At 29.4% G+C, this 24,569-nt stretch carries 24 protein-coding genes; 6 read left to right on the forward strand and 18 right to left on the reverse strand.

The window, feature by feature from the left end:
• The first annotated feature begins 7 nt into the window (after window positions 1-7).
• The 3 genes from OCU47_RS13370 (at window position 8) to OCU47_RS13380 (ending at window position 2,482) form a co-directional block, all read left to right on the forward strand.
• Entirely contained in the window at window positions 8-793 is a 786-nt protein-coding gene (locus tag OCU47_RS13370; protein WP_261829102.1) for an RNA polymerase sigma factor, read from the forward strand.
• A gap of 455 nt (window positions 794-1,248) precedes the next feature.
• Window positions 1,249-1,695 carry a DUF3795 domain-containing protein gene (locus tag OCU47_RS13375; protein ID WP_261829103.1) on the forward strand — a complete coding sequence of 149 codons (447 nt, stop codon included), beginning with the start codon at window positions 1,249-1,251 and terminating at the stop codon, window positions 1,693-1,695.
• Window positions 1,696-1,849: 154 nt separating this feature from the next.
• Entirely contained in the window at window positions 1,850-2,482 is a 633-nt protein-coding gene (locus OCU47_RS13380) for a hypothetical protein (RefSeq protein ID WP_261829104.1), read from the forward strand.
• 121 nt (window positions 2,483-2,603) lie between these two features.
• Here the strand turns inward: OCU47_RS13380 and OCU47_RS13385 are convergent, their stop codons facing one another.
• Both OCU47_RS13385 and OCU47_RS13390 read right to left on the reverse strand, forming a co-directional pair.
• Window positions 2,604-3,872 carry a ferredoxin reductase family protein gene (locus OCU47_RS13385; protein ID WP_261829105.1) on the reverse strand — a complete coding sequence of 423 codons (1,269 nt, stop codon included), beginning with the start codon at window positions 3,870-3,872 and terminating at the stop codon, window positions 2,604-2,606.
• A gap of 127 nt (window positions 3,873-3,999) precedes the next feature.
• Window positions 4,000-4,587 (reverse strand): CDP-alcohol phosphatidyltransferase family protein, encoded by a 588-nt coding sequence (locus OCU47_RS13390; RefSeq protein ID WP_261829106.1) that lies wholly within the window; start codon window positions 4,585-4,587, stop codon window positions 4,000-4,002.
• Between the two features lie 430 nt (window positions 4,588-5,017).
• On the opposite strand from OCU47_RS13390, the gene OCU47_RS13395 reads away from it, so the two are divergent.
• Window positions 5,018-5,557: an ArsR family transcriptional regulator gene (locus tag OCU47_RS13395; RefSeq protein WP_261829107.1), complete on the forward strand. Its 540-nt coding sequence runs from the start codon at window positions 5,018-5,020 to the stop codon at window positions 5,555-5,557.
• Window positions 5,558-5,678: 121 nt separating this feature from the next.
• Window positions 5,679-6,461 (forward strand): FRG domain-containing protein, encoded by a 783-nt coding sequence (locus tag OCU47_RS13400; RefSeq protein ID WP_261829108.1) that lies wholly within the window; start codon window positions 5,679-5,681, stop codon window positions 6,459-6,461.
• Between the two features lie 87 nt (window positions 6,462-6,548).
• Here OCU47_RS13400 and OCU47_RS13405 read toward each other — a convergent pair whose 3' ends face one another.
• The 12 genes from OCU47_RS13405 to OCU47_RS13460 form a co-directional block, all read right to left on the reverse strand.
• The gene (locus tag OCU47_RS13405) at window positions 6,549-7,355 is read right to left on the reverse strand and encodes a YitT family protein (protein WP_261830632.1); all 807 of its coding nucleotides are present in this window, start codon (window positions 7,353-7,355) and stop codon (window positions 6,549-6,551) included.
• A 71-nt stretch (window positions 7,356-7,426) separates the two neighbouring features.
• On the reverse strand, window positions 7,427-7,729 hold the full coding sequence (locus tag OCU47_RS13410) for a putative quinol monooxygenase (RefSeq protein ID WP_261829109.1): 303 nt from the start codon (window positions 7,727-7,729) through the stop codon (window positions 7,427-7,429).
• A 202-nt stretch (window positions 7,730-7,931) separates the two neighbouring features.
• Entirely contained in the window at window positions 7,932-9,644 is a 1,713-nt protein-coding gene (locus OCU47_RS13415) for a methyl-accepting chemotaxis protein (protein ID WP_261829110.1), read from the reverse strand.
• A gap of 233 nt (window positions 9,645-9,877) precedes the next feature.
• Entirely contained in the window at window positions 9,878-11,041 is a 1,164-nt protein-coding gene (locus OCU47_RS13420) for an amidohydrolase (RefSeq protein WP_261829111.1), read from the reverse strand.
• Window positions 11,042-11,326: 285 nt separating this feature from the next.
• Window positions 11,327-13,039 carry a methyl-accepting chemotaxis protein gene (locus OCU47_RS13425; RefSeq protein WP_261829112.1) on the reverse strand — a complete coding sequence of 571 codons (1,713 nt, stop codon included), beginning with the start codon at window positions 13,037-13,039 and terminating at the stop codon, window positions 11,327-11,329.
• Between the two features lie 614 nt (window positions 13,040-13,653).
• Window positions 13,654-14,082, reverse strand: coding sequence for a GNAT family N-acetyltransferase (locus OCU47_RS13430; RefSeq protein WP_261829113.1), 429 nt, complete (start codon window positions 14,080-14,082; stop codon window positions 13,654-13,656).
• Window positions 14,083-14,095: 13 nt separating this feature from the next.
• Entirely contained in the window at window positions 14,096-14,644 is a 549-nt protein-coding gene (locus OCU47_RS13435; protein WP_261829114.1) for a TetR/AcrR family transcriptional regulator, read from the reverse strand.
• Window positions 14,645-14,777: 133 nt separating this feature from the next.
• Window positions 14,778-15,947, reverse strand: a complete 1,170-nt coding sequence (locus tag OCU47_RS13440; RefSeq protein WP_261829115.1) for an MFS transporter — start codon at window positions 15,945-15,947, stop codon at window positions 14,778-14,780.
• Window positions 15,948-16,358: 411 nt separating this feature from the next.
• Window positions 16,359-17,180 (reverse strand): hypothetical protein, encoded by an 822-nt coding sequence (locus OCU47_RS13445; RefSeq protein ID WP_261829116.1) that lies wholly within the window; start codon window positions 17,178-17,180, stop codon window positions 16,359-16,361.
• A gap of 399 nt (window positions 17,181-17,579) precedes the next feature.
• Complete coding sequence (locus tag OCU47_RS13450) at window positions 17,580-18,530, reverse strand: flavodoxin domain-containing protein (protein WP_261829117.1); 951 nt, start codon at window positions 18,528-18,530, stop codon at window positions 17,580-17,582.
• Complete coding sequence (locus OCU47_RS13455) at window positions 18,527-19,294, reverse strand: EFR1 family ferrodoxin (protein WP_261829118.1); 768 nt, start codon at window positions 19,292-19,294, stop codon at window positions 18,527-18,529. The genes OCU47_RS13450 and OCU47_RS13455 overlap by 4 nt, the downstream gene beginning before the upstream one ends.
• 81 nt (window positions 19,295-19,375) lie before the next feature.
• On the reverse strand, window positions 19,376-19,678 hold the full coding sequence (locus OCU47_RS13460) for a hypothetical protein (RefSeq protein ID WP_261829119.1): 303 nt from the start codon (window positions 19,676-19,678) through the stop codon (window positions 19,376-19,378).
• Between the two features lie 205 nt (window positions 19,679-19,883).
• Here OCU47_RS13460 and OCU47_RS13465 point away from each other — a divergent pair, with 205 nt between their 5' ends.
• Window positions 19,884-20,600: a class I SAM-dependent DNA methyltransferase gene (locus OCU47_RS13465; RefSeq protein WP_261829120.1), complete on the forward strand. Its 717-nt coding sequence runs from the start codon at window positions 19,884-19,886 to the stop codon at window positions 20,598-20,600.
• A 172-nt stretch (window positions 20,601-20,772) separates the two neighbouring features.
• Here OCU47_RS13465 and OCU47_RS13470 read toward each other — a convergent pair whose 3' ends face one another.
• The 4 genes from OCU47_RS13470 to OCU47_RS13485 all read right to left on the reverse strand — a co-directional run bounded on the left by OCU47_RS13470 (window position 20,773) and on the right by OCU47_RS13485 (window position 24,542).
• Window positions 20,773-22,152 carry an MATE family efflux transporter gene (locus OCU47_RS13470; RefSeq protein WP_261829121.1) on the reverse strand — a complete coding sequence of 460 codons (1,380 nt, stop codon included), beginning with the start codon at window positions 22,150-22,152 and terminating at the stop codon, window positions 20,773-20,775.
• Between the two features lie 602 nt (window positions 22,153-22,754).
• Complete coding sequence (locus tag OCU47_RS13475) at window positions 22,755-23,270, reverse strand: A24 family peptidase (protein ID WP_261829122.1); 516 nt, start codon at window positions 23,268-23,270, stop codon at window positions 22,755-22,757.
• An 8-nt stretch (window positions 23,271-23,278) separates the two neighbouring features.
• Window positions 23,279-23,914, reverse strand: coding sequence for a prepilin peptidase (locus tag OCU47_RS13480; RefSeq protein WP_261829123.1), 636 nt, complete (start codon window positions 23,912-23,914; stop codon window positions 23,279-23,281).
• A 16-nt stretch (window positions 23,915-23,930) separates the two neighbouring features.
• Window positions 23,931-24,542, reverse strand: coding sequence for a TadE/TadG family type IV pilus assembly protein (locus OCU47_RS13485; protein WP_261829124.1), 612 nt, complete (start codon window positions 24,540-24,542; stop codon window positions 23,931-23,933).
• Window positions 24,543-24,569 lie beyond the last annotated feature (27 nt).

Below are 24,569 nucleotides of genomic sequence, written 5' to 3' on the forward strand. Positions count from 1 at the left end.
TGAATTTATGGACATTGAAACTCTTATAAATACCTATGGAACTTACGTTTATAATTATGCTCTTAGACTATCCTGTCATCCAACTATGGCAGAAGATTTAGCACAAGAAACCTTTATTAATGCTTGGCAGAAGATTGATACCTTAGAAAATCCTAATGCAATTAAAGCTTGGCTAAGAAAAATATGCTTTAATAATTTTCTTATGAAACAAAGAAAAAATACTAATTATACAGAATTACTTTACGATGATATTTGCCTTCTTGAAAAAGAGGCAACTTTACTTGTGGATATTCCTACAAAACCTGAAGATGAAATTATTGTTGAAGAAACTATTCGTGAACTTCAAAATGGTTGCTTTCTTGCCATGGTGAGACGTCTAACTCTTCACCAAAGAATAGCTTTTTCTTTAACTGATATGTTCGGATTATCTTTAGATGAAGTGGCTACATTACTTGATATTTCAAAAAGTGCTACCAAAGGTCTGCTTTATCGTGCTCGTATGAATCTAGATTCTTTCTTTAGCAATCATTGTAATATTTTAAGTATAAACAATCCCTGTAGCTGCACAGCATGGATTGAATTTTCAAAAAATCGAGAAAATATGCAAAAACAAGCTAACAAACATAAATTACTAGCCAAGTTAGACTACAAAAAATCAAACTATGGTTTTAATAATGAGGTTCGTGGAAAGATAAATTTTCTTTATAAAAACATGCCTGATAAAAAACCTAATAATGATTGGTACCAACAAGTTATTAATATAGTTAATTCTATGTATATAAACTCTAATTAATTTAAAACTTACAAATCCATAATATTGTTAATCATAATAAAATATATTAGCAACTAAATTTCTGCAAAAGTATGGATACCTTTAAGTTTATAAAGATGCATATAGAACTATTCCACTTAAATGTTGGTAGAAAAATGTCGAATTTTTGTAACTTGTCCACTGATATTTTCACCAACATTATTATGGAACAGTTCTATACATATAATAAATATTATATAGTCTATACGTTAAGATGCAAAAATCATGCTTATTAAGAATTATGTTTTATCAAAAATTATAGCTTATATGAAATCTAAATGATATTCTACATCAACAACCAATACAGTATATTTGAATATGTAATTTATTCATCAGAATGTATATATAGTAAAAATATCGAAAAATTTTTAAAAAACGTGACTCTCCTATTTTTATTGCATCTATATAAATGAAAGATATTTTTAGGAGGAATTGTTATGAATAATTATAATGAAATTTTAAAGGATTTGGCCCCTTGTGGAAATGACTGCTCAAGGTGTGCATCTTACGAAAACAGCAAAATAGTACTTTTAAGCAAGGAGCTTAAAGAAAATTTAGTTAACTTTGAAAATATGGCAGATAAACTAAAAGATTTCATGCCTATGTTTAACTACTATGAACAATTTTTAGATATTCTAAATCATTTTGCAAATGGTAGTTGCCCTGGCTGCAGATTTAGTGATAAACCTAATTGTCAATGTAGCATAAACAGTTGTCACAAAAAAGAACAAGTAGATTTTTGTTTTCAATGTTCAAAATATCCTTGTACTCCTAGTACCTATAATGAGTCCCTTACAGAGATATGGAAACAAAATAATGATACCATGAAAAAAATAGGTGCAGATAATTTCTATATTGCTCAAAAATCTAAACCAAGATATTAATATCTGCCGATTTGTATTTGGTAAAAGTAAGCTTTATAGGTAAATAATAAAGATTATTGTTACAAATTTCAACCTTTGTGATATAATTATTAAGTTACTATTAGTAACATTAAATTTTTCATTAAACTTTATAAGAGTCTAGGGGGATATATTTATGAAAAGAATAGTTACTCTATCTTTATGCCTATGCTTACTAACACTTTCTGGCTGTGCTAAGGCAAAAGAAGTAAAAAAACTTACGGCTGATGATATTAAAACTTATACAGCTCAAATGAAAGCAGATCCTTTAAGTGGAGACATTACTTTAGATGGCAAGAAATATTCTTTGCCTATTAAAGCAAAAACTCTTGAAAATGATGGATGGAAATATAATGACTTTGCTGATAAAGGACATGATTTAAAGACTGGATATTATGTAGATAATATTAAAATGGATGATGGAACTAAAAGTGAAGAGAGCCGTATCATCGTAACACTTTATAATACTAGTAAATCTACAACCAAATTTGATGAGGCAATGCTTGGTGGCATAGAAGTAGATAAATTAGGTTCTGACTACAAAAACACAGTAGTATTACCTAAAGGCATTACTTTAGCATCAACTTACAAGGATGTAGTTGCTGCCTATGGTAAACCTAAAGCTGATTTGATGCAACAAGCAGGTTTTATTACTTACGAAAGTTCTGAGAACATCGGTAATTATGGTCAACAATTAAAATTTGAATTTGATAAAAGCACTCAAGTCATTAAATCAATACACTTAAAGAGCATACCAGAAGAAAAATAAAGAACACGGCATTTGCCGTGTTTTTATTTTTCTATCATGCTTTTCCCCACATTTTTATCCTTTCTATATTTCTAAATCTAAAGGAACATATTTTTAGAAATCATCTTATTAGCTAGTGTTTCTATTTAAATTGAAAATTTTCAAAATGAAACTGATTAATCTTTAATTTACTATTTTGGAATTGCTTTCTCAAGCTTTCCCTCATTGGCTTAGGTCCACAGAAATAAACATCAATATTATCTTTTTTATATATATGCTTACTAATTTCTTCAGCTGATAAAAATCCTTTTTCTTTTGAATTGAATAAATGCAACTTAAAATTACTGTTAGCTGCTAAGCTTTGTAATTCCTCTACATATGCTCCTTCTTGTTCATTATTATAGGCATAGAAGAAATCAACTGAATAATCTTTGGGAACTCCTGATTGCATAAAACTTCTAAATGGTGTCACTCCAATTCCGCCTGCAATCCATATTTGATTTTTAACTCCTGTTTTAAAGTTAAATTCTCCATGAGGTCCTTCTACATAAAATTCATCTCCAACCTTAAGTGTATCAAATAATTCTTTTGTATGATCACCTAAAGCTTTTAATGTAAATTGTATTTCCCCTTCCTTCGGTGCTTGACTTATTGTAAATGGATGTGAAGGGAAATTGTTTCTTTTGTCTTTTATTTTTAGAAAAGCAAACTGTCCTGGTTTAAATTTCATACTACGTCCTAAGGAACTACCTGTAATCTCCAAGGTACCATTAGCAACGGTATCTAACTTATTAACTTTAAACCGATATTTAAAACCTGTTTTTTCATAAATAAATATACTATAAATTGCTGATAGAATACCTATTACATTCACAATATCTAACCATACACTGAAAGCATCCATTGAGAATACAGCATAGTTAGCACTTCCATAATAATGATAAATTCCTAAGGCATATGGAATCAGCATAAACTTATGAATATTCTTCCACCTTTCATAATTAAGCTTTTTTGCAAGAATTGCAACAGCAATAAGAATTACAAATAAATATAAGCTAAAACTTCCATACATAGCATAAGGATCTCTAGGCACTCTGTTACCTGACTGTCTTATAATATCCTTTCCCATCCCTATAGAAACATTGTGAACTACAATCATAATTAAAACTGAAATACTTAAAACTTTATGATAAATGTATGATCTATCTAATCCATTAAAGAGTTTATCTAGAACTCTATGCCTAGTAGAAATAAAGTTTATTATACAAAATCCCACTAAAGCAAATGATGCTAATAGTTGAGAATATTGACTTATCAATGGTATATCTCTTGTTGGTTTAATAAATAACCAAAATACCACTGTTATTAACATACTAACTAAAATAATAAAAAGACCTGATTTCTTTTTCATAAATATCCCCCCCTACTGTTCTTATACTAATTAGATAATATTATTTTTGATAGTTTACTTTCTAATATCTAATGAATAACATAACTAAATATAATTTTCTCTTCTCTAACTTCAAACTTCTAGATTTTTATGATTGAACCCTACCTAGCGTAACTAATTCAACACAACTTCTTATCCTCTGATATGAAGAGTAAATTCCTGCCACAGTTATTACTCCTAAAAAACAATTTAATAAATATATGCCATTATATATCATTAAGCATTTGAAAATACACGCTATCCCTGGGATAACAAAAAATGTTGCCGATACTATCCTGCCAACTCTGTCAAAGACAAAAGGATGATTTGATTCTTTGCTGTAATTTTTAATAAATTTTGAGGTTGATACAAATTCACCAAACTTTAAACATACAAATATTAAAAACCATAATGGTAAAACTTTTAGAAATATAAGTACCAAATATGAAGTGATTATATACAACAAGTCTGCAGAAACATCAAGCTTTGCTCCTAAAGTTGATGTCCATCCCATTTTTCTAGCAATTCTCCCATCCACTAAGTCTGAAACACAAATATATAAAAACATAAATATTAAATTAATGAATTTTCCTTGATTATAGGCAAATTGTTGTATAAGAAAATATGACAATATTCCCGTCATCACTATTCTTGTTAGCGTAATGCTATTTGGTATTAATCTAACTGCATTTTTCATAGCTTTCCCCTTTTTTATAAAATAATTTATTATTAATTAGGCATCTGAAAGTACATCGGTTTATATTCTAGTGTATTTTCAATTATACTGCGTCGACAGAACCCTTAGATAGTTTTGCTATATGGGGAATCTGTTTCCTTGTCTAACTAAAAATATCTGTCTCATATTTGGACTTGTTATTTACTTTCGAATTCCTTATCTTCTATATAAAAAGTATACAACCCTTTATTGAGTATCTCCTTAGATTTTCCTTAAAACTTGCTGAGAAAAATGTAAACAAAGTATGTAGTAATTCTATGAATTAAGAAGAAAATCTTACAATAATGTACAATAATTTTTACTAAGTTTTCCTTGGCTTCCTTGTATAAAGTTTACAAATTCATTATATTTTTATATAATTATATAAAAACATACTAACAGGAGATCTAGAATGACTACTATAAATGAATTATTACAAAGAATCGAAAGACTTGAAAATGTTGTTTTCAATAAGAATTACACAGAAGATAAAAACCAAATACTTAATTTAGATACTGATTTTCAAAATATAGTGAGTGAAATCAATGACCACTTGCAAAATCTAAAACCACATTTCGAGGAAAATGATAGCATACTATTTCAAGCAGTGCTGCATCACAAAGATGATATAGGAAATTATAATCTAACCTCTTTATTTACTGTAGATGCGGAAGAAGATGACGCAGAAATAGAATCCTTATGCAAAGTCTTAGCTTCAAAGCAAAGAATATCTATCCTAAGGCATTTATCAAAAAATCAATATAGCAGTGGAGAACTTGTTGAACTTACTCAAATGGCAGGGGGCCATTTGCATCATCACTTAAAAGAATTGTTATTTCATAAATTCATTTTCACTACTGAAACTGGAAAATATTCTGCAACAAAACTTGGAGTAGACACCTATCTTACAATAGCTGCTTTAAACCGAAAACTTAATTATGATTATAGATAATTAATTATTTCTTACTATTCCTTCTTATATGGATAAAAAGTTATTAACATTTTTCTCCTATGTTTAATAAAATAAACTATACAAAAGATACAAAAATCCTTATATTATGAGGAGGAATATTATGTCCTTACAAAATTTGCGTGATTATACCTTCAAAAATGGTATATTAACAATCAAGGTAAGTTCATTTGATGAATTTCAAGATATAATTGATTCTGATTATTTTAACACAAAAAATCAAAATTTTATCTATAGAGGTCAAGGAAATATTGACTGGCTTATAGAAACCTCTATCAATCGTATTATCAAAACTCCAGGATCATATAATCCACCAAATGTATTGCAATATCAGCTTGAAAACTTTAAGTATAGTATTAGAGGAAGAAGAGGGGCCAACCCAGAAGTTTATAGAAGTAATATAGAATGGTGGGCATTGGGACAACACTACGGTTTAGCTACTCCAATGCTTGATTTTAGTTATGCTCCTTATGTAGCAACCTTTTTTGCATACGAAGAAGATAGAACTTCTGATAGACTTGTGGCCTGCTTAAATTATAAATTGCTTCGAGACTTTTATGAATCAAATCAAATAGATGAAAACCAAAGAATATTTATTCTAAAACCATTTATGGATGACAATCCTAGGCTTATTGCTCAAAGCGGCTTACTAGCATATATTCCATTAAATACTGATCTAGAGTCACTTATAGCTCAATATTTCCCTAATTGTAACGATCTTTGCTACTGTGATCCAGTATTAATTAAATTCCAATTGCCAAATACAGAGCGAGTTGAAGCATTAAAAACTCTTCAAAAAATGAATATAACTGATGCAACTATTTATCCAGATTTACAAGGTTCATCATTATATTGCAATATGAAATTAAGAATAGCTGAATACTAATATAAAACTCTAAGCAGTTATTAGTGTTTCAATAAAACCAAATATCAAAAAGAGGTATTAATTTTCTTAATACCTCTTTTTATTATTTTAATGTATAGCCTTCTTAGTATACTTCTTCCCTGTGCCTTCAACGCTTGAAATTGTAATTAGTGCATCTTTATCAAATCCATGTACAATCTTTTTCAATTTTGCCACCTCAAGTCTTGATAAAACTACATATATTACGTTGGTCTTGCTTCCGCTATAAGCACCCTTTGCTTCTAACAAAGTAATTCCTCTACCAAGCCTATCCATTATTGCTTCTGAAATATCTTTATGCTTCTCTGATACAATAATTACAGCCTTTGACTCATCAAGTCCTTCTACAGTTATATCTATTGTTTTAAAAGCTATAAAATAAGCAATTAAAGAATACATGGCTCTATCCCATCCAAATAGAAATCCTGAACTTCCTAAAATAAATAGATTAAAGAACATAACTATTTCACCAATTGAAAAAATCGTTCTCTTTTCTAATATTATAGCTATAATTTCAGTTCCATCTAAAGAACCACCATTTCTTATAATTAGTCCTACACCTACTCCCATAATAATTCCACCAAATATTGTTGCCAGAAGAATATCGTGAGTTACTCCTGGTACAGGATGAAGCAATGTTACTCCAATTGATAAGCATATTACAGAAAACACAGTTGAAAGAGCAAAGGTCTTTCCAATTTGTTTATAACCTATGATAACAAAAGGCAAATTAAATATAAACGTAAATACTCCTAATGGAATTTTCGTTAAATGGCTAGACATAATAGAGATACCAGTCATCCCTCCATCAATTATGTTGTTAGGAATTAAGAAAGTTTCAAGTCCTATTGATACTAAAATTGAACCAATTATCATAAATATGATTCTACTCACATTAAATAATGTGTCTTTTTGTTTATTTTTCACTTTAGGGCCCCCCTTCTTGATTAATCCTTCTTTATTTCTGAAACAGGAATATAGTTTACTTTTTCTCTTTCCTTGGCAAAATACTTTTCAACTTCATTCATCCATTTTTTAAAGTGATCTGTTTCCAAATGTTTATTTAAATCTTCCTCAGACTTATACCCTTCATTAAGGATGAATATTGTTGGGTCATTCTGACATTGTAAAAAATCAAATGATTCAACTCCACTTTCTAATAAAGAACTCTTTTGGTTTTCAATAGTTGCATCTATAAATTTATTTATATAGTCTGGTTTTATATAAAAAGTCACATTTTTCAAAATCATAATTTATTCCCATCCTTTTTACAAATTTAACTTTATATTAATATTATTTTTCTATTCTTTACATAGTAACATTAATTATACTGAATTAACAGCTTATAAAAAGCATTGAGATCTTATATTAAAAATTAATCTACATAATTCAATATTATTATATAAAATAAGGAGAATGCCTAAATTAAAGCATTCTCCTTTTTAAACTTAACTAAATCTTAAACTTTTCAACTGCCTCATTAAGCTTTTGAGCAAACTCTGCTTGATTTTGAGCTGTTTCAGCCACTTGACCTAATGCTTGTGTAGTTTCATCCATGCTTTCTTTTATCATTTCTGCATGTTCACTAGATTTTTGAGCTGCTTCAGCCATATTTTGTACTGCATCATTTACTTGACCTACTGTAGCGGAAACTTGCTCTGACATAGCAGCAATTTCTTCTGACATCTTACTTACAAAGTCAGAATCTGCATAATATTGTTTTCCTGTTCTTGCATAATCAGCAAGCTGAGCACGTATATCTTTGTCCAAAAATCCTAGCATATCATTTCCTGTACCTATACTATTGGCAAATGCCCTCTGAACTTCCACTATCATATCTTGAATTTTTTTAACTGCTTCTGAAGATTGTTCTGCAAGCATCCTAACTTCATCAGCTACAACTGCAAAACCCTTACCTTGCTCTCCTGCTCTTGCTGCCTCTATTGCTGCATTAAGTGCAAGTAAATTGGTTTGCTCTGATATACTTGCTATAGTATCTGCCATAACCAAAATATTATCTACAGCCTTACCATCTTCAATTGCTTTAAGCATCTTATTTTGCTTCTCATTAAATATTACTTCTGTTTCTTGCATTACTTTTTTAGTATTGCTTCTTACTTCTGTGGCTCTTTCTTTAGCCTGTACTGCATTGTTGCTTCCTTCCATAGCCTTTTGTGAAAGTTCATTAATACTTGAGTCAACTTCTTGAACAGATGCACTTATTTCCTCTGTTCCAGCACTTGATTCCTGCATATTTCCTGCAATTTTATTTACGGCTTCATCTATATTCATAGACTTAGATGTTAACTCTTGCACAGTGGCTGAAAGTTCTTCTGAAGAAGCACTCATATTTTGAGAACTTTCTAAAATTGTTTTAACAAGTTCCCTAATATTATCTTGTGCTTTAAATAGTGCAGCTCCAGTTTGTCCAAATTCATCTTTTCTTGTAATCTTATTTTCATATGATAAATCATAGCTTGCAAGTCTTTCACCAAATTGTCTTATTATTGCAAGAGAAGTATATATGTCTTTTGATAAAAATGTGCCTATAACAATAGCTAACAAAAAGCCTATAATGGTGAATATTGTTATAAGTATATTTGATGATTTATATATAGAATTAATATTTTCATTTGCCTGCTTAGCAACATTTAAATTATTTGTTATTAACTGACTCAAACTCTCAAACATTGATTCAGTAACCCTAGTCATAGTTAAATATTGTGTCTCTGCATCTGTAAAATGACTATTGTTTACTGAATCAATAACATTTTGTCTTAACATTCTAAATTGCTTTAAATCCGTCTTAAAAGTATCATATAATTTTTTTTCATCAGGATTAATACGCATTTTTTCAAATTCATTTATATACTCATTATTTTCTTTTTGATTATTGTCAATATCCTTTAACAACTCATCTTTCTTAGTAGAATCTTTTACATATATTAGATACATCACATCATTTTTAACCTCAGTCAAATTTTGTTTCATATCTGTTAAAATATAAACACTTCTAAGATTTTGGTTGTACATCATATGTGATTCCCTGTCCACATTTTTAAGCGAAATCATTCCAACTGTCCCCACAACAGCAATTACTACTGCAACAATTAAAAAAGCAGCTATCAATTTAACCCTTACCTTTAAATTTTTCAAGAAATTCATTTGTATTTCCTTCCTCTCATAAAATATATTTTTATACTTAAAAAATACATTTTTTCTATACTTTAAAGCATGAAAAAAATGAATGTTAAAACATATATAATCTATAAATATTCAGTGTTCCTCGTTTTTTCATCGACATAATGTATGTCTAAATTATACTATTAGACTTATTGTACCATATTTTTTATTTTACTTCAATTTAAGTAATCTTTTAACACAGGATATATTTTCATCTAATTAAAATTATTTTTAACTATGCTTCCATCGATTAATACAAGCTTAACCTTAGTCTGTATATCTAATGGATTCCCATCAAATAAAACAATATCAGCGTCCTTTCCAACTTCAATGCTTCCTACTCTATCTGCAACCCCAATTATTTCAGCAGCATTTATTGTAATTGCCTTTAGCGCTTCTTCTTCTTTCATTCCATCTTTTACAGCATAAGCTGCTGCCATAGTTAAATGCTGTAGTGGAATAACAGGATGATCTGTCATGATTGCTATCTTTATTCCTGCATTTGATAAGATGCCTGGTGTTTTAAAGCTTTTTTCTTTTAGTTCTACCTTGCTTCTATGTCCAAATGATGGTCCCACTATAAGTGGTACATTTTCTTCCTTAAGTTCGTCCACAATAAGATGACCTTCTGTTACATGATCTAAGGTAATATTAACATCAAATTCTTTTGCAATTCTTAACGCAGTAAATATATCATCAGCTCTATGCACATGAGCCTTTAAAGGTATCTCCTTGTTAACAACTGGAATCAACGCTTCCAATTTCAAATTAGTATCCGGAATTTTATCTGGATTTGATTCCCCAATTTTCTTTTTATTTATGTAATCCTTAGCTTTAATTAATGTTTCCCTTAAAAGTGCAGCTGTAGCCATTCTAGTTTTAGGAGCTTGCCCTTTTCCGCTATACACCCTCTTCGGATTCTCACCAAAGGCAACTTTAATAGCTGCAGGTGCTTTTAAAATCATATTATCAATTCTCTTTCCATAAGTTTTTATTACTGCAAACTGCCCACCAATAACATTCGCACTTCCTGGTCCTGTCATCACTGTAGTTATTCCTGCCCCATAAGCTTCCTTAAAATTAACATCCATTGGATTAATTCCATCAATAGCTCTTAGCTCAGGTGTGACTGGACTGGAGGATTCATTAGCATCTGCACCTTCAAATCCAATAGAATCCTCTAACATTCCCAAATGGCAGTGTGCATCAATAATTCCTGGCATTACAACCATTCCTTCTGCCTCTATAATTTCTGCTCCTACAGGTTCATCTATTTTTTCTTGAACATCAATAATCTTTCCTCCATCAATTAAGATAGATCCTCTTTCATAAATCCTCCCTGCCATTGTGAGTATTTTTCCATTTCTAATCAATAACATTATTCCTTCCCCCTTTTATGATTTATCTTTAATTTCTTTTATACTTTAATATAATGATAACATTAATCTTCTACATTTAACCAAAAAATTATATCTTTTATAGAAAATCCATTTTACAAATATACAATCTGCTATTTTCAAAAGTTATCACCAGATTGGACTTTATTGTAATTTCCTAGCAAAGAATAAAAGAGAACCTCCTTTAATTAACTGCCCCCCCTGTCTACTTGACAGAGGGGCAGTTCAAATTGGAGTTTCTCTTAAATTTACTATTACAGTTAGATATTAAATTTTAAATTTATTTACTATTTCGTTAAGTTTCCCAGCAAGCTCTGCTTGACTTTGAGCTGTTTCTGCTACTTGTTCTAACGCTTGAGTAGTTTCGTTCATATGTTCTTTTATTGACTCTGCCTCTTGAGTTACTTGTTGGGTTGCACCAGCCATATTTTGTATTGCTTCACTAACTTGCCCTATTGTTGCAGCAACCTCTTCTGACATAGCAGCAATCTCTTCTGATATTTTACTTACAAAATCAGAATCATCATAATATTGCTCGCCCGTTCTTGCATAATCAGCGAATTTAGTACGTACATCCTTATCCAAAAATCCTAATATATCATTTCCTGCACCTATACTATTTCCAAATGCCTTCTGAACTTCTACTATCATTTCTTGAATATTTTGTACTGCTTGTGAAGATTGTTCTGCCAAAGTTCTAACTTCATCAGCTACAACTGCAAATCCCTTTCCTTGTTCACCCGCTCTTGCAGCTTCTATAGCTGCATTAAGAGCAAGTAAATTAGTTTGTTCTGCTATATTTGCTATAGTATCTGCCATAACCAAGATATTATCTACAGCTTTACCGTCTTCAATTGCGCTAAACATCTTATTCTGTTTCTCATTAATTATTTCTTCTGTTTCTTGTATTACTTTCTTAGTATCAGTTCTCACTCCACTTGCTCTTTCCTTAGCTTTCACTGCATTATTACTTCCAGCCATAGCTCTTTGTGAAAGTACATTAATGCTTGAATCAACTTCCTGAACAGATGCACTTATTTCCTCTGTTCCAGCACTTGATTCTTGCATATTTCCTGCAATTCTATTTACAGCTTCATCTATATTTACTGCTTTTGACGAAAGTTCCTGCACTGTTGCTGAAAGTTCCTCTGAAGATGCATTAATATGTTGTGAATTTTCAAGAATTGCTTTAACAAGTTCTCTCATATTGTCTTGAGCTCTAAATAAATATATTCCTGTCTGTCCAAATTCATCAGTTCTAGTTGATTTAAATTCATAAGATAAATCATACTCTGCAAGCTTTTGGCCAAATAATTGTATTACTTTTAAAGGTGTATGTATATCATTAGCTAAAATTATTCCTATAGCAATTGCTAAAATAAATCCTATCATAGTTAATATGGTTATAATAATATTAGAGTACTTATATATTCCATTAATACCCTCATCAGCTAGTTTTGCATTATTTAAATTTGTATCTATTAGCTTGTCTAAACTAGCAAACATTGCTTCCTTAGCTTTTCCTAAGTCATTATATTTTGCATAAACCTCATTAATTTTCTTTTCATCAACCAAGCTAATAATACTATCTTTTAAAACTCTATAAGACTCTAAATCACCATAGAAGGTATCAAATAACTTTTTCTCCTCATCTCCAATAGGAAATGTCTTCATCTCAGCTATGTACTTATCATCCTCATCCTTATTATCTTGTATAACTTTTTTCAACTTTTCTCTAGAATTTGGTTCGGTTGTAAAAGCCAAAGAAATAACATTAACATTTACTTCTGTTAAATTTTGTTTCATATCTGTTAAATCATAAATAGTTCTCAAATTTTGTGCATACATCATATGAGAATTTTGATCAACCTTTTTAAGTGATCTCATTCCTACTATACCTACCACAAGAATAAAAATCGCGACTATTGCAAATGCCGTTACTAACTTTACTCTTACTTTTACATTTTTAATCCAGTTCATTTTTTTCCCCCTCTAAATACTTTCTTCATAAGTGTATTGATATATTTTATATAAAATTAATTTATAATAATAAAAAGCATATTTTCTACCATCATACCAACAACTAAGTTTTACAAATAATCTTATTTACTAAAAACTATTCTTTATAAGCGCCAATAGATTATAACACATTTTTTATTTAAATTCAATTTATTGTTATTTTTTCGGTATCCAATAACTATAATCATGAAATAATTGTCGAATATTGATTGTTTTTAGTCTTGCTTTTCACCCTTAAGTAAATATTTATCCTCCTTTGCTACAGAAGGTATTAAATCACCAAACAACTTTCACATACTATTAATTTCAATTATTTTTTAAGATATATAGGAACATCAAAAAAATAGAAGGCGACTATAGAGCCAGAGATTTTTTTACGCATCTGCCTTTTCGAACGGATGTGAGAAAAATTTGGCAGGCGAATATAATTTCTTTTTTTCTTTTTCCATACACAACCTAGTCAAATAACCTTTTTTATAAGTTGTCCATAAATTTGATTTTATTATAATATCCTAGAGAAAAATAGTATCAAGTAGACATCTGCCTACTTGATACTAAAATAAATATATATATTATCAATATCCTTTTCTAAATCCTTTTACATCCTCTGTAAATCCAACACTTTCATAAAATTTATGGGCACCTTTTCTATGCCCTGATGATACTACTATTGAATAAACACAATTATTCTTTATTGCAAATTCATCAATTGCTTTCATTAATTCTTTGCCAATGCCCTTACCTCTCAATCCATCTTTTACAATCACATCTTCTATTACTAGAAATCTGCCCCCATCTAAAGCTAAAACCATACAGCATATAGCAAGAGCTGATCCTACTATTCTATCATTATCTTTAGCTACTAAAAGTAAGTATTTATCATCCTTTAATATCTCTTTATATATCTCAGTGGACTTTCCTATGGAATTTTCGTATGGTGTAAGTTCCTTATATAAATCTAATAACTCATTCACATCTTCTAACTTTAACTTTTCAATAACCACAATTTATCTCTCCCTATTTTATAATCCCATGTAATAATATTGACATTACTTGATTCATAGCTTCTTTCATTGTCATATCATTCTGACTTAAAAATTTATAATCTAAAAATGTATTACTAACACTTTCTAATATAGTACTAATAATAGATAATTGTATGTCTGGCTTTACTATGCCTTGGTCTATGGCTTCTTTTATTGTTTCTTTTATAAGATTTAATTTAAAATCTTTTAGTTGCTGAACTTTTTCCCACTGATCCTGGTAAAACTTATAAGCCTCATCAAGCACACTAATTGGGAGCTTATATTTATGATAAGAATATATTATTGAATTCAATTTTTCTTCTAAAGAATCTGCTTTTTTTATAGCTTCAATTGTATAATTCTTATCACTTTCTACTATTTCTCTGAAGTACTCAGCTATAATGTCATCCTTGCTATTAAAATACTTGTATATAGTTTTTTTACTAACCTTAATTTCTGCTGCAATTTCATCCATAGTAAATTTCCTTAATCCATACATCTGAATCTTTTCAGCAGCAACTTTCATTATTACATCTGTCATTCCATCATCCCCATTTTTATTTACATTTACATATATCAAGTGAAACTTGATAAATATTTGAATTCTTTTAGTTAACAACATATTTCATAGGAGTTAATAGATAAGAGCAAAAATAAGTATAATCTCATTATATTTATTTTTCAGATGCCCTCACTAACAATAAACCAACTATTGATATTGTTATAACTACAACTAGCACCATGCTTTCATGATTCTCCCACAATGCTCCTGTAATCACTGAGCCAACAAATGATCCTATAAATTGAAAACTATTTATTATGCCATTTGCTGTACCTCTAGAACCATCCTTGGCTATTTCATTGGCTACAGAAGGTATCAAAGTACACAAAGAAATGTAAGCTATCATAAAAAATATCGTCCCTATTAGTATAAAGTAAAAAGATTTATTATTAAAATAAAAAACTAAACCTATCGCACTTATAATAAAGGCTATCAAAATAAGTTTTAGTCCATGTCCTCTTTCTACAAACTTTATAGATCTTCTCATACATATTATAGCAATTATTACAGCTGGCATAAAAACTTTCCACATACCATTGATACCAGTTATTTTTTCAAGATATATAGGAACAATATAAAATACTGATACTAAGATATAGTTATTAAAAAATCCTGCTATATTAAGAGTTACAAACACCCTATTGCTCAATAATTCTTTTATTACGTGTCTTGTATCAATTTTTTCTTCTAAAGTTTCCTCATTCTTTATAGCAGGAGGATTTTTTAAGAAAATTAGTATCACAGACCATACTAAGAATATTAGTATAGCACTGATTAAAAACATCTGCCTTACTGATAGGAACTTGCGAGTTAAAGGTCCTAAAGCAAATGAAGCTGATGCTGCAAAACCAATAATCATTCCTAATAAGCTTAGGGCTTTTGGACGCTTTTCATCACTAACACTACCTGTAACCCAAGAATATCCTGTTGCTATAATTGCACCACTTCCTTGAAGTGCTCTTGCTACAATTAACATATATATACTCTTAGCTCTAAATGCTATGATTAATCCAATAATAACTTGCATTAAACCTATCAGCATAACACGCTTGTTGCCTATTTTGTCGCTTAATATTCCAAAAGGTATTTGAAATATTGCTTGCATCAAACCAAATATACCTAAGGCAACCCCTGCTAAAGTAGCACTATTATACATTAATGTCTTGCTATAGGTTGAAATAAATGGCATAACCATAGTCATTGCCATTTGTCTTATTCCTAAAGATAAACTTATTGTAATTAAAAATGCCCATTCTTTTCTTGAAAACACTCTATCTTTCATTTCTTCATCTCCCTTTTCATAAAGGAAACTGTTTTAGTTTTTATAGTTTCCTAATAAATAATAACTCTACTAATTCATAATGTCAACATCAACTATACATTCAGCATTAACTATATATTATGAATATATATAATTATTATTCATCAAGTGAAACTTAATTCAGTTGAGGTGTATCCCTATCCAAATCCTAATTGAACTTACACCATCAATGGGTACCTCGTCCAAAAGCACGCATCCCTTCTGTCCAAGTGTTATGTATGGTAGCTATCGGATAAAAACAGAACTACCTTCCCAAACAATATTCGAGAAGATAGTCCTTAATAAAAATAATTACCTTTTAAGATTTAATCTTTAAACTATAACCATTAAAACTTTAAAACTCATTGCTAATTCCATAGTAAAATTGCAATGCTAACTGTTCACCTTATCCCTTATTTCCTCACCAGTATAATAAGGATTTTTTGTTAAAACTAACACACTAAACATCATAAATCCTATATCTAATATATCTTTTACAATAGCAAAACTTATAAATGATGTTACCAAATAAATTACAAGTGCAAAAGCTAACCAATATTTTGCCTTAAGTTGCATAGCACTGTCTCCATCTATGTTTAAAACTATAGCTATATATCTAAATAGCAATCCATAATAAAGAAATGAATTAATTAAAGCAGCTCCTGCAGATCCTTTAATTCCTGGAATCAAATTAATTATAGCTCCAATTATGCTTACTATTATTACTGGTAAAAAAACATTAACAAACAATCCCCAACTGAATTTAAGTAGCTCATTAACAGATAACTTAAAATATTGCCCAACAGATACTGGTGCTCCTTGTTCAACAAATGCCTTTGTAGATTTTACTGTTGCATTTGAAACTATAAATATAGCTATAATTGCTTTTATGATGAAAAATATTAAACAAATAAATAATCCTAGTATCAATGCAGCACCTATATGTTTAAAGTAACCATCTTTCATGTAATCAATTAAAGTATAAAATGTAAAACCTTTAAAAAAATCATTGTCTAATCCCACACTTAGAAAATTAAACATTGTTGTTATAAAAAAATTCATTGGAATAAAAATTGCCATTAATATTGTTGACAAAATTAATATTCCATAAGCTTTTCCTTCTTTTATAGCCTTCCACGTAGGTCTAAGCAATGCCTTAACAGCTTGTACAGCATTGCTATTTTTCATGTTGTTTACCTGATCCTTTACATTCATAATTCATCTTCCCCTTTTTAACTTTTATTATATTCAGCATATTTAAAAAATAAGTAATTTCGTATACTACTCTATTTTCTGTTATACTATGTCAACAGATTTATCTGATAGTTCATCAACTGTCAGATAAATCTGTTTCCTTGTCTAACTAAAAATGTGTGTCACATTTTTACTTACTTTTTATCTGCAAATATCTTACTCATGAAATCTCACTATTACTTTATTCATTAGCTGCACATCAATCTCTATTATATTACATTTTAAACCATTTTATTATATTTATTTAAAATATTTACTTATTTTTAATGAAAAATAAGGCTTCCCATAAAATCGCAAAATAATTATGAGATGCCTTATTGGTTATTGATGTATAATATTCATTAGACTTATATAATATTTTTATTCTGATATTACCAAAACTTGCTTAGCATCAAAACCATTTTTTCTAAATTCAGAATTTAAAAATTCAAATTTACTTACTTTAGCTTTGAATAAATTCAACACTATTGGCATGTTACTTAAATTCTTCAGATTTAGCCCTTTTACTTTCATAACTTCATTATATTCCTCACTATACAAAGGTATTATTTCAGCTTGTCCTGACACCTGAAGACCTTTTAAGTTTTGCATGTCTGTATACTCGTTATATATTGCAATACATACATTGGGGTTCTGCAAAATTGCTTTAAACTTAAATCCACCTTCACTTATAAAATAAAATGCATCATTTAAATACAAGTATTCTATAGGGGTGCATCTTACAAATTCCCCTGCTCCAGTTCCCAATGCACAGGTATTATGTTGACGCACAAATTCATTAATTGCCAGCATTAATTCTTCTCTACTTGGTACTAAAGAAGGTTTATTTAGTACTTCTGCACATCTTGCTGCAACATTGCATGCATCTTCTTTCTTAAAATGTCCCATATCCTTAAAAGGTATATTAGCTTTTTCAAAAAACTTCTCTAACACTTTTTTATCCTCTACAGTAAGCTTATTAACAATCAATTCACCTTGAACAAATGCCGTAAAGTCTGATTTTCTTCCAAGTTCAACAAACAATTCTTCTGCATATCTATCTAAATCTCTAACAGATATACCTACTCCTATTACAGCTACCCTTTTACTCAATAATTTTTCTTTATTGTTTCTTATAAACTCCTTTGTTTTCTTTGCTGTATTATATCCATAAAAGCCAAAAACAAAAATTACGTTATCATAAGTATCAACGTTTGCTGGAACAGCATTAATATCTGCCATTTTAGCAGTTCCTACAATTAAAGAACATATTTCTGCCACCTTTTTTGACGTACCATATTGAGTTTCATAAACAATTAAACTTTTTCTCATTTTCCCTCTCCTCTATCTGGCTTATATTGAATTATAGGCTTGTCTTTATACACAAATGCATTCTTTGGACATGAATGAATGCAACGTTGGCAAAATGTACATTTATTATTAATTTTCAATTTAGGCTGTATCTTTATACTTTTAGCTGGACAAGATCTCACGCATAAACCACAGTTAATACACTTACTTTCATCCACTTTAAGTTTTCTCAAAAGAAAATCTCTAAGAAATGGATATGTAAGCTTGTACGCAAAATCAGCCAAAAACACTCTATTATTAGGCATATCATAACTTTTAGATTTCCCTTCACAAAATTCTAATGCAGCCTTTTCAGCCTTTTCACTAGCTTCTTTTATTAACTGAACTTCTTTTTCTTTGGAACAATGCTTAAACATAAAATTATAAAAATTATTAGGCATAGGAATATAATCAAAATACGATACGTTCACCTTTTTAATCCTTTTCATTGCATGCTGAAATACAGGTGTTTGTCCTTCTGAAGCTTGAGTTGAATACAACATACACTCTCCTTTATACTCAGACAAATTTTCTTTCAAATATCTTAATAATATTTCAGGATATCTCTCAACATACACAGGTCCACCAATGATAATTTTATTATACAATTTAGGATTTATTTTATCCTTTTCTATATTAATTAAATCCACCTCAATACCTTTTCTCACAATGACTGATTTCATTTTATCTGCCACGTACTTAGTATTTCCTGTGCCTGAAAAATAGACTATAGCTACTTTATTCATAAAACTTAACTCCTTTATAATACCTTCCATTAATTTCATTATAGGTTTACCACAACCATTTAACAACAGTGCATAATGTTATTAAAATATATATATCATATTCTGGGGTTCATAAAAGGATAACCCGTGACTTTTAGCTAATTTCTGAACTAATTCATTAATGTATTCTGCATTATCAAAGTCACAAGCTATAATTACAAACCCTTTTCCTTTATTTGCATTAATCTTTATATTTCTATTCATCAAATCCTCATAGAATTCATCAATAATATCTATATCTCCAACTAATGAAGTGTCTCCTTCACACAATTTTTCATATATATATTGAGCTGCCATTTCACTATTTACTTCATCACAATTCCAAACTGCGCAATACCAATCCATAATTCATTCTCCTCTGTTCCTACTATATTATTATCTTGATTATAATTCTATCAGATTAAGAATTCCAATGTTATAATATTTTTTTATATAAACGCTTTAATTTATCCTAATAAAGTATTATCATATAAATAATACCATGATAATTGCATTGAATTCATGCAATTATCATGAAATATTAATCAGAAATTTACGAGGTGATGTAAAATTGAAAACATATAACGCTTATGATATTTTCAGCGAATTTTATGATGAATTTATACAAAAGAACTGTCCTGATTTACACAATAAATACTTTAAACTTGTAAATGAAACATTAGATAAATATAATCTAAAACCTAACTCTATTTTAGATTGTACCTGTGGCACTGGCATACTTGCTAAAAAACTTAAAGATGAAGGATGGAATGTTCAAGGACTAGATATAAACAGTAATATGCTAAAGAAGGCACGAGAAAAAGGACTAGAAGTATTCACTGGAGATATAAGAAACTTTGACTTAAAGCAAAAATATGATTTTATTTTTTCATTTGATTCTTTAGGGCATATAGCTGCCAAAGAAGATTTAATTAAAACATTTAAAAATATAAGTCACCACTTAAATGAAGGTGGTATATTTATATTTGATGGTGGAACAAAAAGCAAAGCCTTAACAATGATAAACAATACTTACACATTTGACTCTGATAAATACTCATTTATATGGAAAAACTATAAAATTAACGATAGGATACAAGTAGAAATTAATATAGACATAAAACCAAATAATGAAATGCCAATTAAGGTAGTAGAAAAATTTGAACTTTGTGGACATGATGTTAATGAAATAGAAGAAGCTTTAAAAGAAACAGATTTAACTATTAATTTTATAACCACAGATCCATTAGTTAAAACCGGCTCTTTTGTATGCTGTTGCAGAAAGTAAGTAGTAGACAAGACTAATTACACTTAAGTTTAGGATATTTCATAAATAACTCTACTAATCTGTAATTGAGTTTAAGAAACTTTCAAGAGAATAAATAAAATATACTGTATGATAAAAATATAGCAGTAAACTATAATAAATAATTTACTGCTATTATATATTAAGGATTTCATTAAGCACATTGAGTTAGTCTATTCATCCATTTCTTTGAGTACATTAATTTAAGACCAATGATAAGTCTTACTAATTCCTCTCCTGAAATCAGCAAATAAACCCATTGAATAGGTAGCTTTAATATGAAGGCTGAGATAAATCCTATAGGAACCCCAATTCCCCAAGTTCCAAGCATATCTAAGAAAAGTGTATATTTAGTTTTTCCTCCACTTCTTAATATACCACCACCAATAATCATATTGGACACTTTAATCCACAAAACAATACTATACATCACTAATAAATTGAATGTACATTCTTTTAGGGCACTAGGTATATTGAATATTGAAATGTATAAATTTGAACCAGCAACTAGTACAACACCCCAAATAACTGAACCTACAATTCCCATTCTAATGAATTTCTTTGAATATTTGAAGGCAAGTCCATCTTCTCCTGAGCCTAGCTTACTTCCAATCATAATTCCTGCTGCACTACTAACACCTGTAAATAAACCAATACTCAAATTTTGAATAGGATAGGTTAAAGTCATTGACGCAACTTCATTTGTCCCCATTCTACCATACACAATAGAGTACATGGTTTCTCCTAAAGCCCACATAAATTCATTAACTAACAATGGACTTGCTATAACTAAGATATTTTTCATAAATGAAACTGGTATTTTGAACATATCCTTTATCTTATATGCACCTGGATACTTATTGGCATAGGTAAATACCATTAGTATAGCTGCTTCTAAAAATCTTGTAATTGTTGTAGCATAGGCTGTACCTAAAAAGCCCATCTTAGGCAATCCAAAATTACCGAATATAAGCAGATAGTTTAGAAATGTATTCATTAAAACTGCAAATACGCCTGCGTACATTGGTGATTTTACATGGTCAGTACTCCTTAGCACTGCAGCATAAATAGTTATTAAAAGCATTGGTATATATCCAATAGCGTTAATTATAAGATATTCACTTCCAAGCCCAACTATCTTCATATCATTGGTATACATACCGAGTACCTGCTTTGAAAATAAAAGCGAAATCACAGAAAATATTGCTGTTATTATTGCTCCAAATAATAAATTTCCACCCACTACATTTTTTATATTTTTATCATCTTTTTGCCCCCAATATTGTGCAACCATAATAGATGTAGTAGCCCCTACAGCCCCTAAAGTCACTAAGAAAATTGAAGGAAATCTTGAGCCAAGTCCAACAGCTGCAATTGCATCTGCACCCAATCGTCCTACCATAAACTGATCTACAACACTTAGCGATGCTTGAAATAAGCTTTGAATAGAAACTGGTATAGCTATTGCTAGCATAGTCTTGTAATAAGACTTTTCGCTTACACTTTGATCATTCATGCATATTACACCTCTCATTAATTATTTCTCCACAAAAACTTATATTAAATATATCTACCCTTTTATTTAGTAGTATCAAATGTACTACTATTATATTTATATACTAGTATACTTTTTCTAAGCTGTCAATATAAACCACTTAAATGTTTAAATTTTTTTCTATAAATACAAAAAATACTTAGATGATTAGTGATTTATACTACTTAAAAAACCTATTCTCAATTTTTCCTTAACAACAATTTTCTAAAGTCTAAAAAGGAGAACTCCATTCTAAAGTTCTCCTTTGCATTGCAAAAATTTTTTATTAAATTAAAAAGTACTACTCTACCTTGAAATATTACTTCATACCTATATGTCTGTTTAAAAATGCATATAGAAGTATTCCATCTAAATGTTGGTGAAAATTTTGTCGATTTTTTGTAGCTTGTCCACTAAATTAACCACCAACATTATTATGGAACAGTTCTATATAGGTTCTAATATCTACGCAGCACACTTGATTTACAAAAAACTCCAGCCAAATTATACACTCTTGAATTTGTCGTAAAATACTAACGATTACTTCATTAAAAGCTCCTAAACAAAGCTATTTATGTATTTTACTTAGATACAACTCATTATTAAATAAAGTTATATCCAAGTATTACTTGAAACAAAGTCCCTGCAAATATGGCACTAGCAAATGGAAAATGTTCATATTTATGTTGTGAAAATTCACCTATGCTTTTTGTTACTATAGAATTCTTAAGTAGAAAATATATATCTATGATTTTTTTAGTCAACTTTCTAGTAATAAGAAGATATACTATCACAATTATTCCCGCTAATAAAAACGAGTATATAATATTATTTTCTATAAACTTCACTCCCATTATTGCTCCTATAGTACAATAAAGCTTTATATCCCCAGCTCCAAACATTCTAAATAGAAAGACTACAAAAAAAATGCCTATAGGAATTATCATACCTAGAAGTGAGTCCTTCATTCCCTCAACTCCACCACTTATAAATGATAAAACAATACCTAGCACCAAAGGAATAATTAAGTGTTTATTTTTTATTTTATTTTCCTTAATATCTGTGTACATTGCTAAGCTTACAATAATAAATAGCAATATAATCTTTACAATCCGCATAAGATCACCTATATATTATTTATTATCAGAACTGTAAATAGTGCCAGAAAAATAAATGGTGTAAATGCGAGTTCTTTATTTTTATTAGCTCGGCTTTTAATTATCAAGAATATACTAATACAAAAAACAAATACACTTGATAATACTAATATGCTCATTAATCCTTGAAACCCTAAAACAAAACCAAGTATCCCTAAAAGTTCAGCATCTCCCATTCCTAGCGCTCCCTTAGTTACCTTGGACATAATAAATAATATAAGAAAAGTCACTCCCCCTGTAATAATTGCATTGCTTAGTTTAACACCATGATCAATCACTAAGGAGGATACTGCTGTTATAATCAATAATAATAATAACTTATTTTCCACATACTTAGTAAAGTAATCTATTATAGCAATCCTATATAACAGCAAGGACATAAAATAATATAAATAAAATATTGAATTTGCTCCTATTAATATAAATAGAGTTACCTCTAATATAATGCAAACAGAATACATTATTATATACTTTTTTTCTTTCCAGAAACTTTTTATAAATTCAAATATATCTTCTTTTTCTCTTAGAATTAAACTATCTATTATAATATTTAGAACTACTGTCATTAATACAACAACAATTGTCCCTATAATAACGTTTGACATAAAATCCTCCTTAGGCTTATACCCCTGCAAAATTTTTAATAACTACTTGATTTCTTAACTTCATTGTCTTTGGAGTAGTAAGCAGTGGTACTTCAACCTTTACTTCATATTCAACTATTAACTTTACTTCTCCTTTTGCACCTAATGTTATACTGCTTTTACTAAAATCAAATCCACTTGTAATTCCTAATGACTTTTTATAGTCACTACCTTTAGCTGCTTTTAAATCATTATCAAGAAGTTTTTCAGATATCTCTGGTATAATTTTATTTGACACTTCTTGCACTCCACTAGCCAGCATACTCTTTATAAAATTCTCTACCGTAGCTTTTAGTTGTCCACCTAACCCATTTGCAGATCCATGTGCTGCTGCATCTGTAAATATTTCTTGTACTTTAGTTATGGTTTTACTCAGATCTTGATCTTTATCTACATACTCATTTTCCTTAGTAACATCAGCAATATAAGTATATCCGTTAATAAACTTGGCAGTGTTATAAACATTTGTTTGAATTGTATCATATATATATACAATCTTTAGAAATTGTGCCATAAACAAAACCGCAAATACAAATATTGGGACTACCAAAGCAGCCTCTATTGTTATTACACCCTTACTCTTTTTCACTTTATTTCCTCCTAGCTATATGCTTTC

This window comes from Clostridium sp. TW13, from assembly GCF_024345225.1.
GTDB lineage: Bacteria > Bacillota > Clostridia > Clostridiales > Clostridiaceae > Inconstantimicrobium > Inconstantimicrobium mannanitabidum.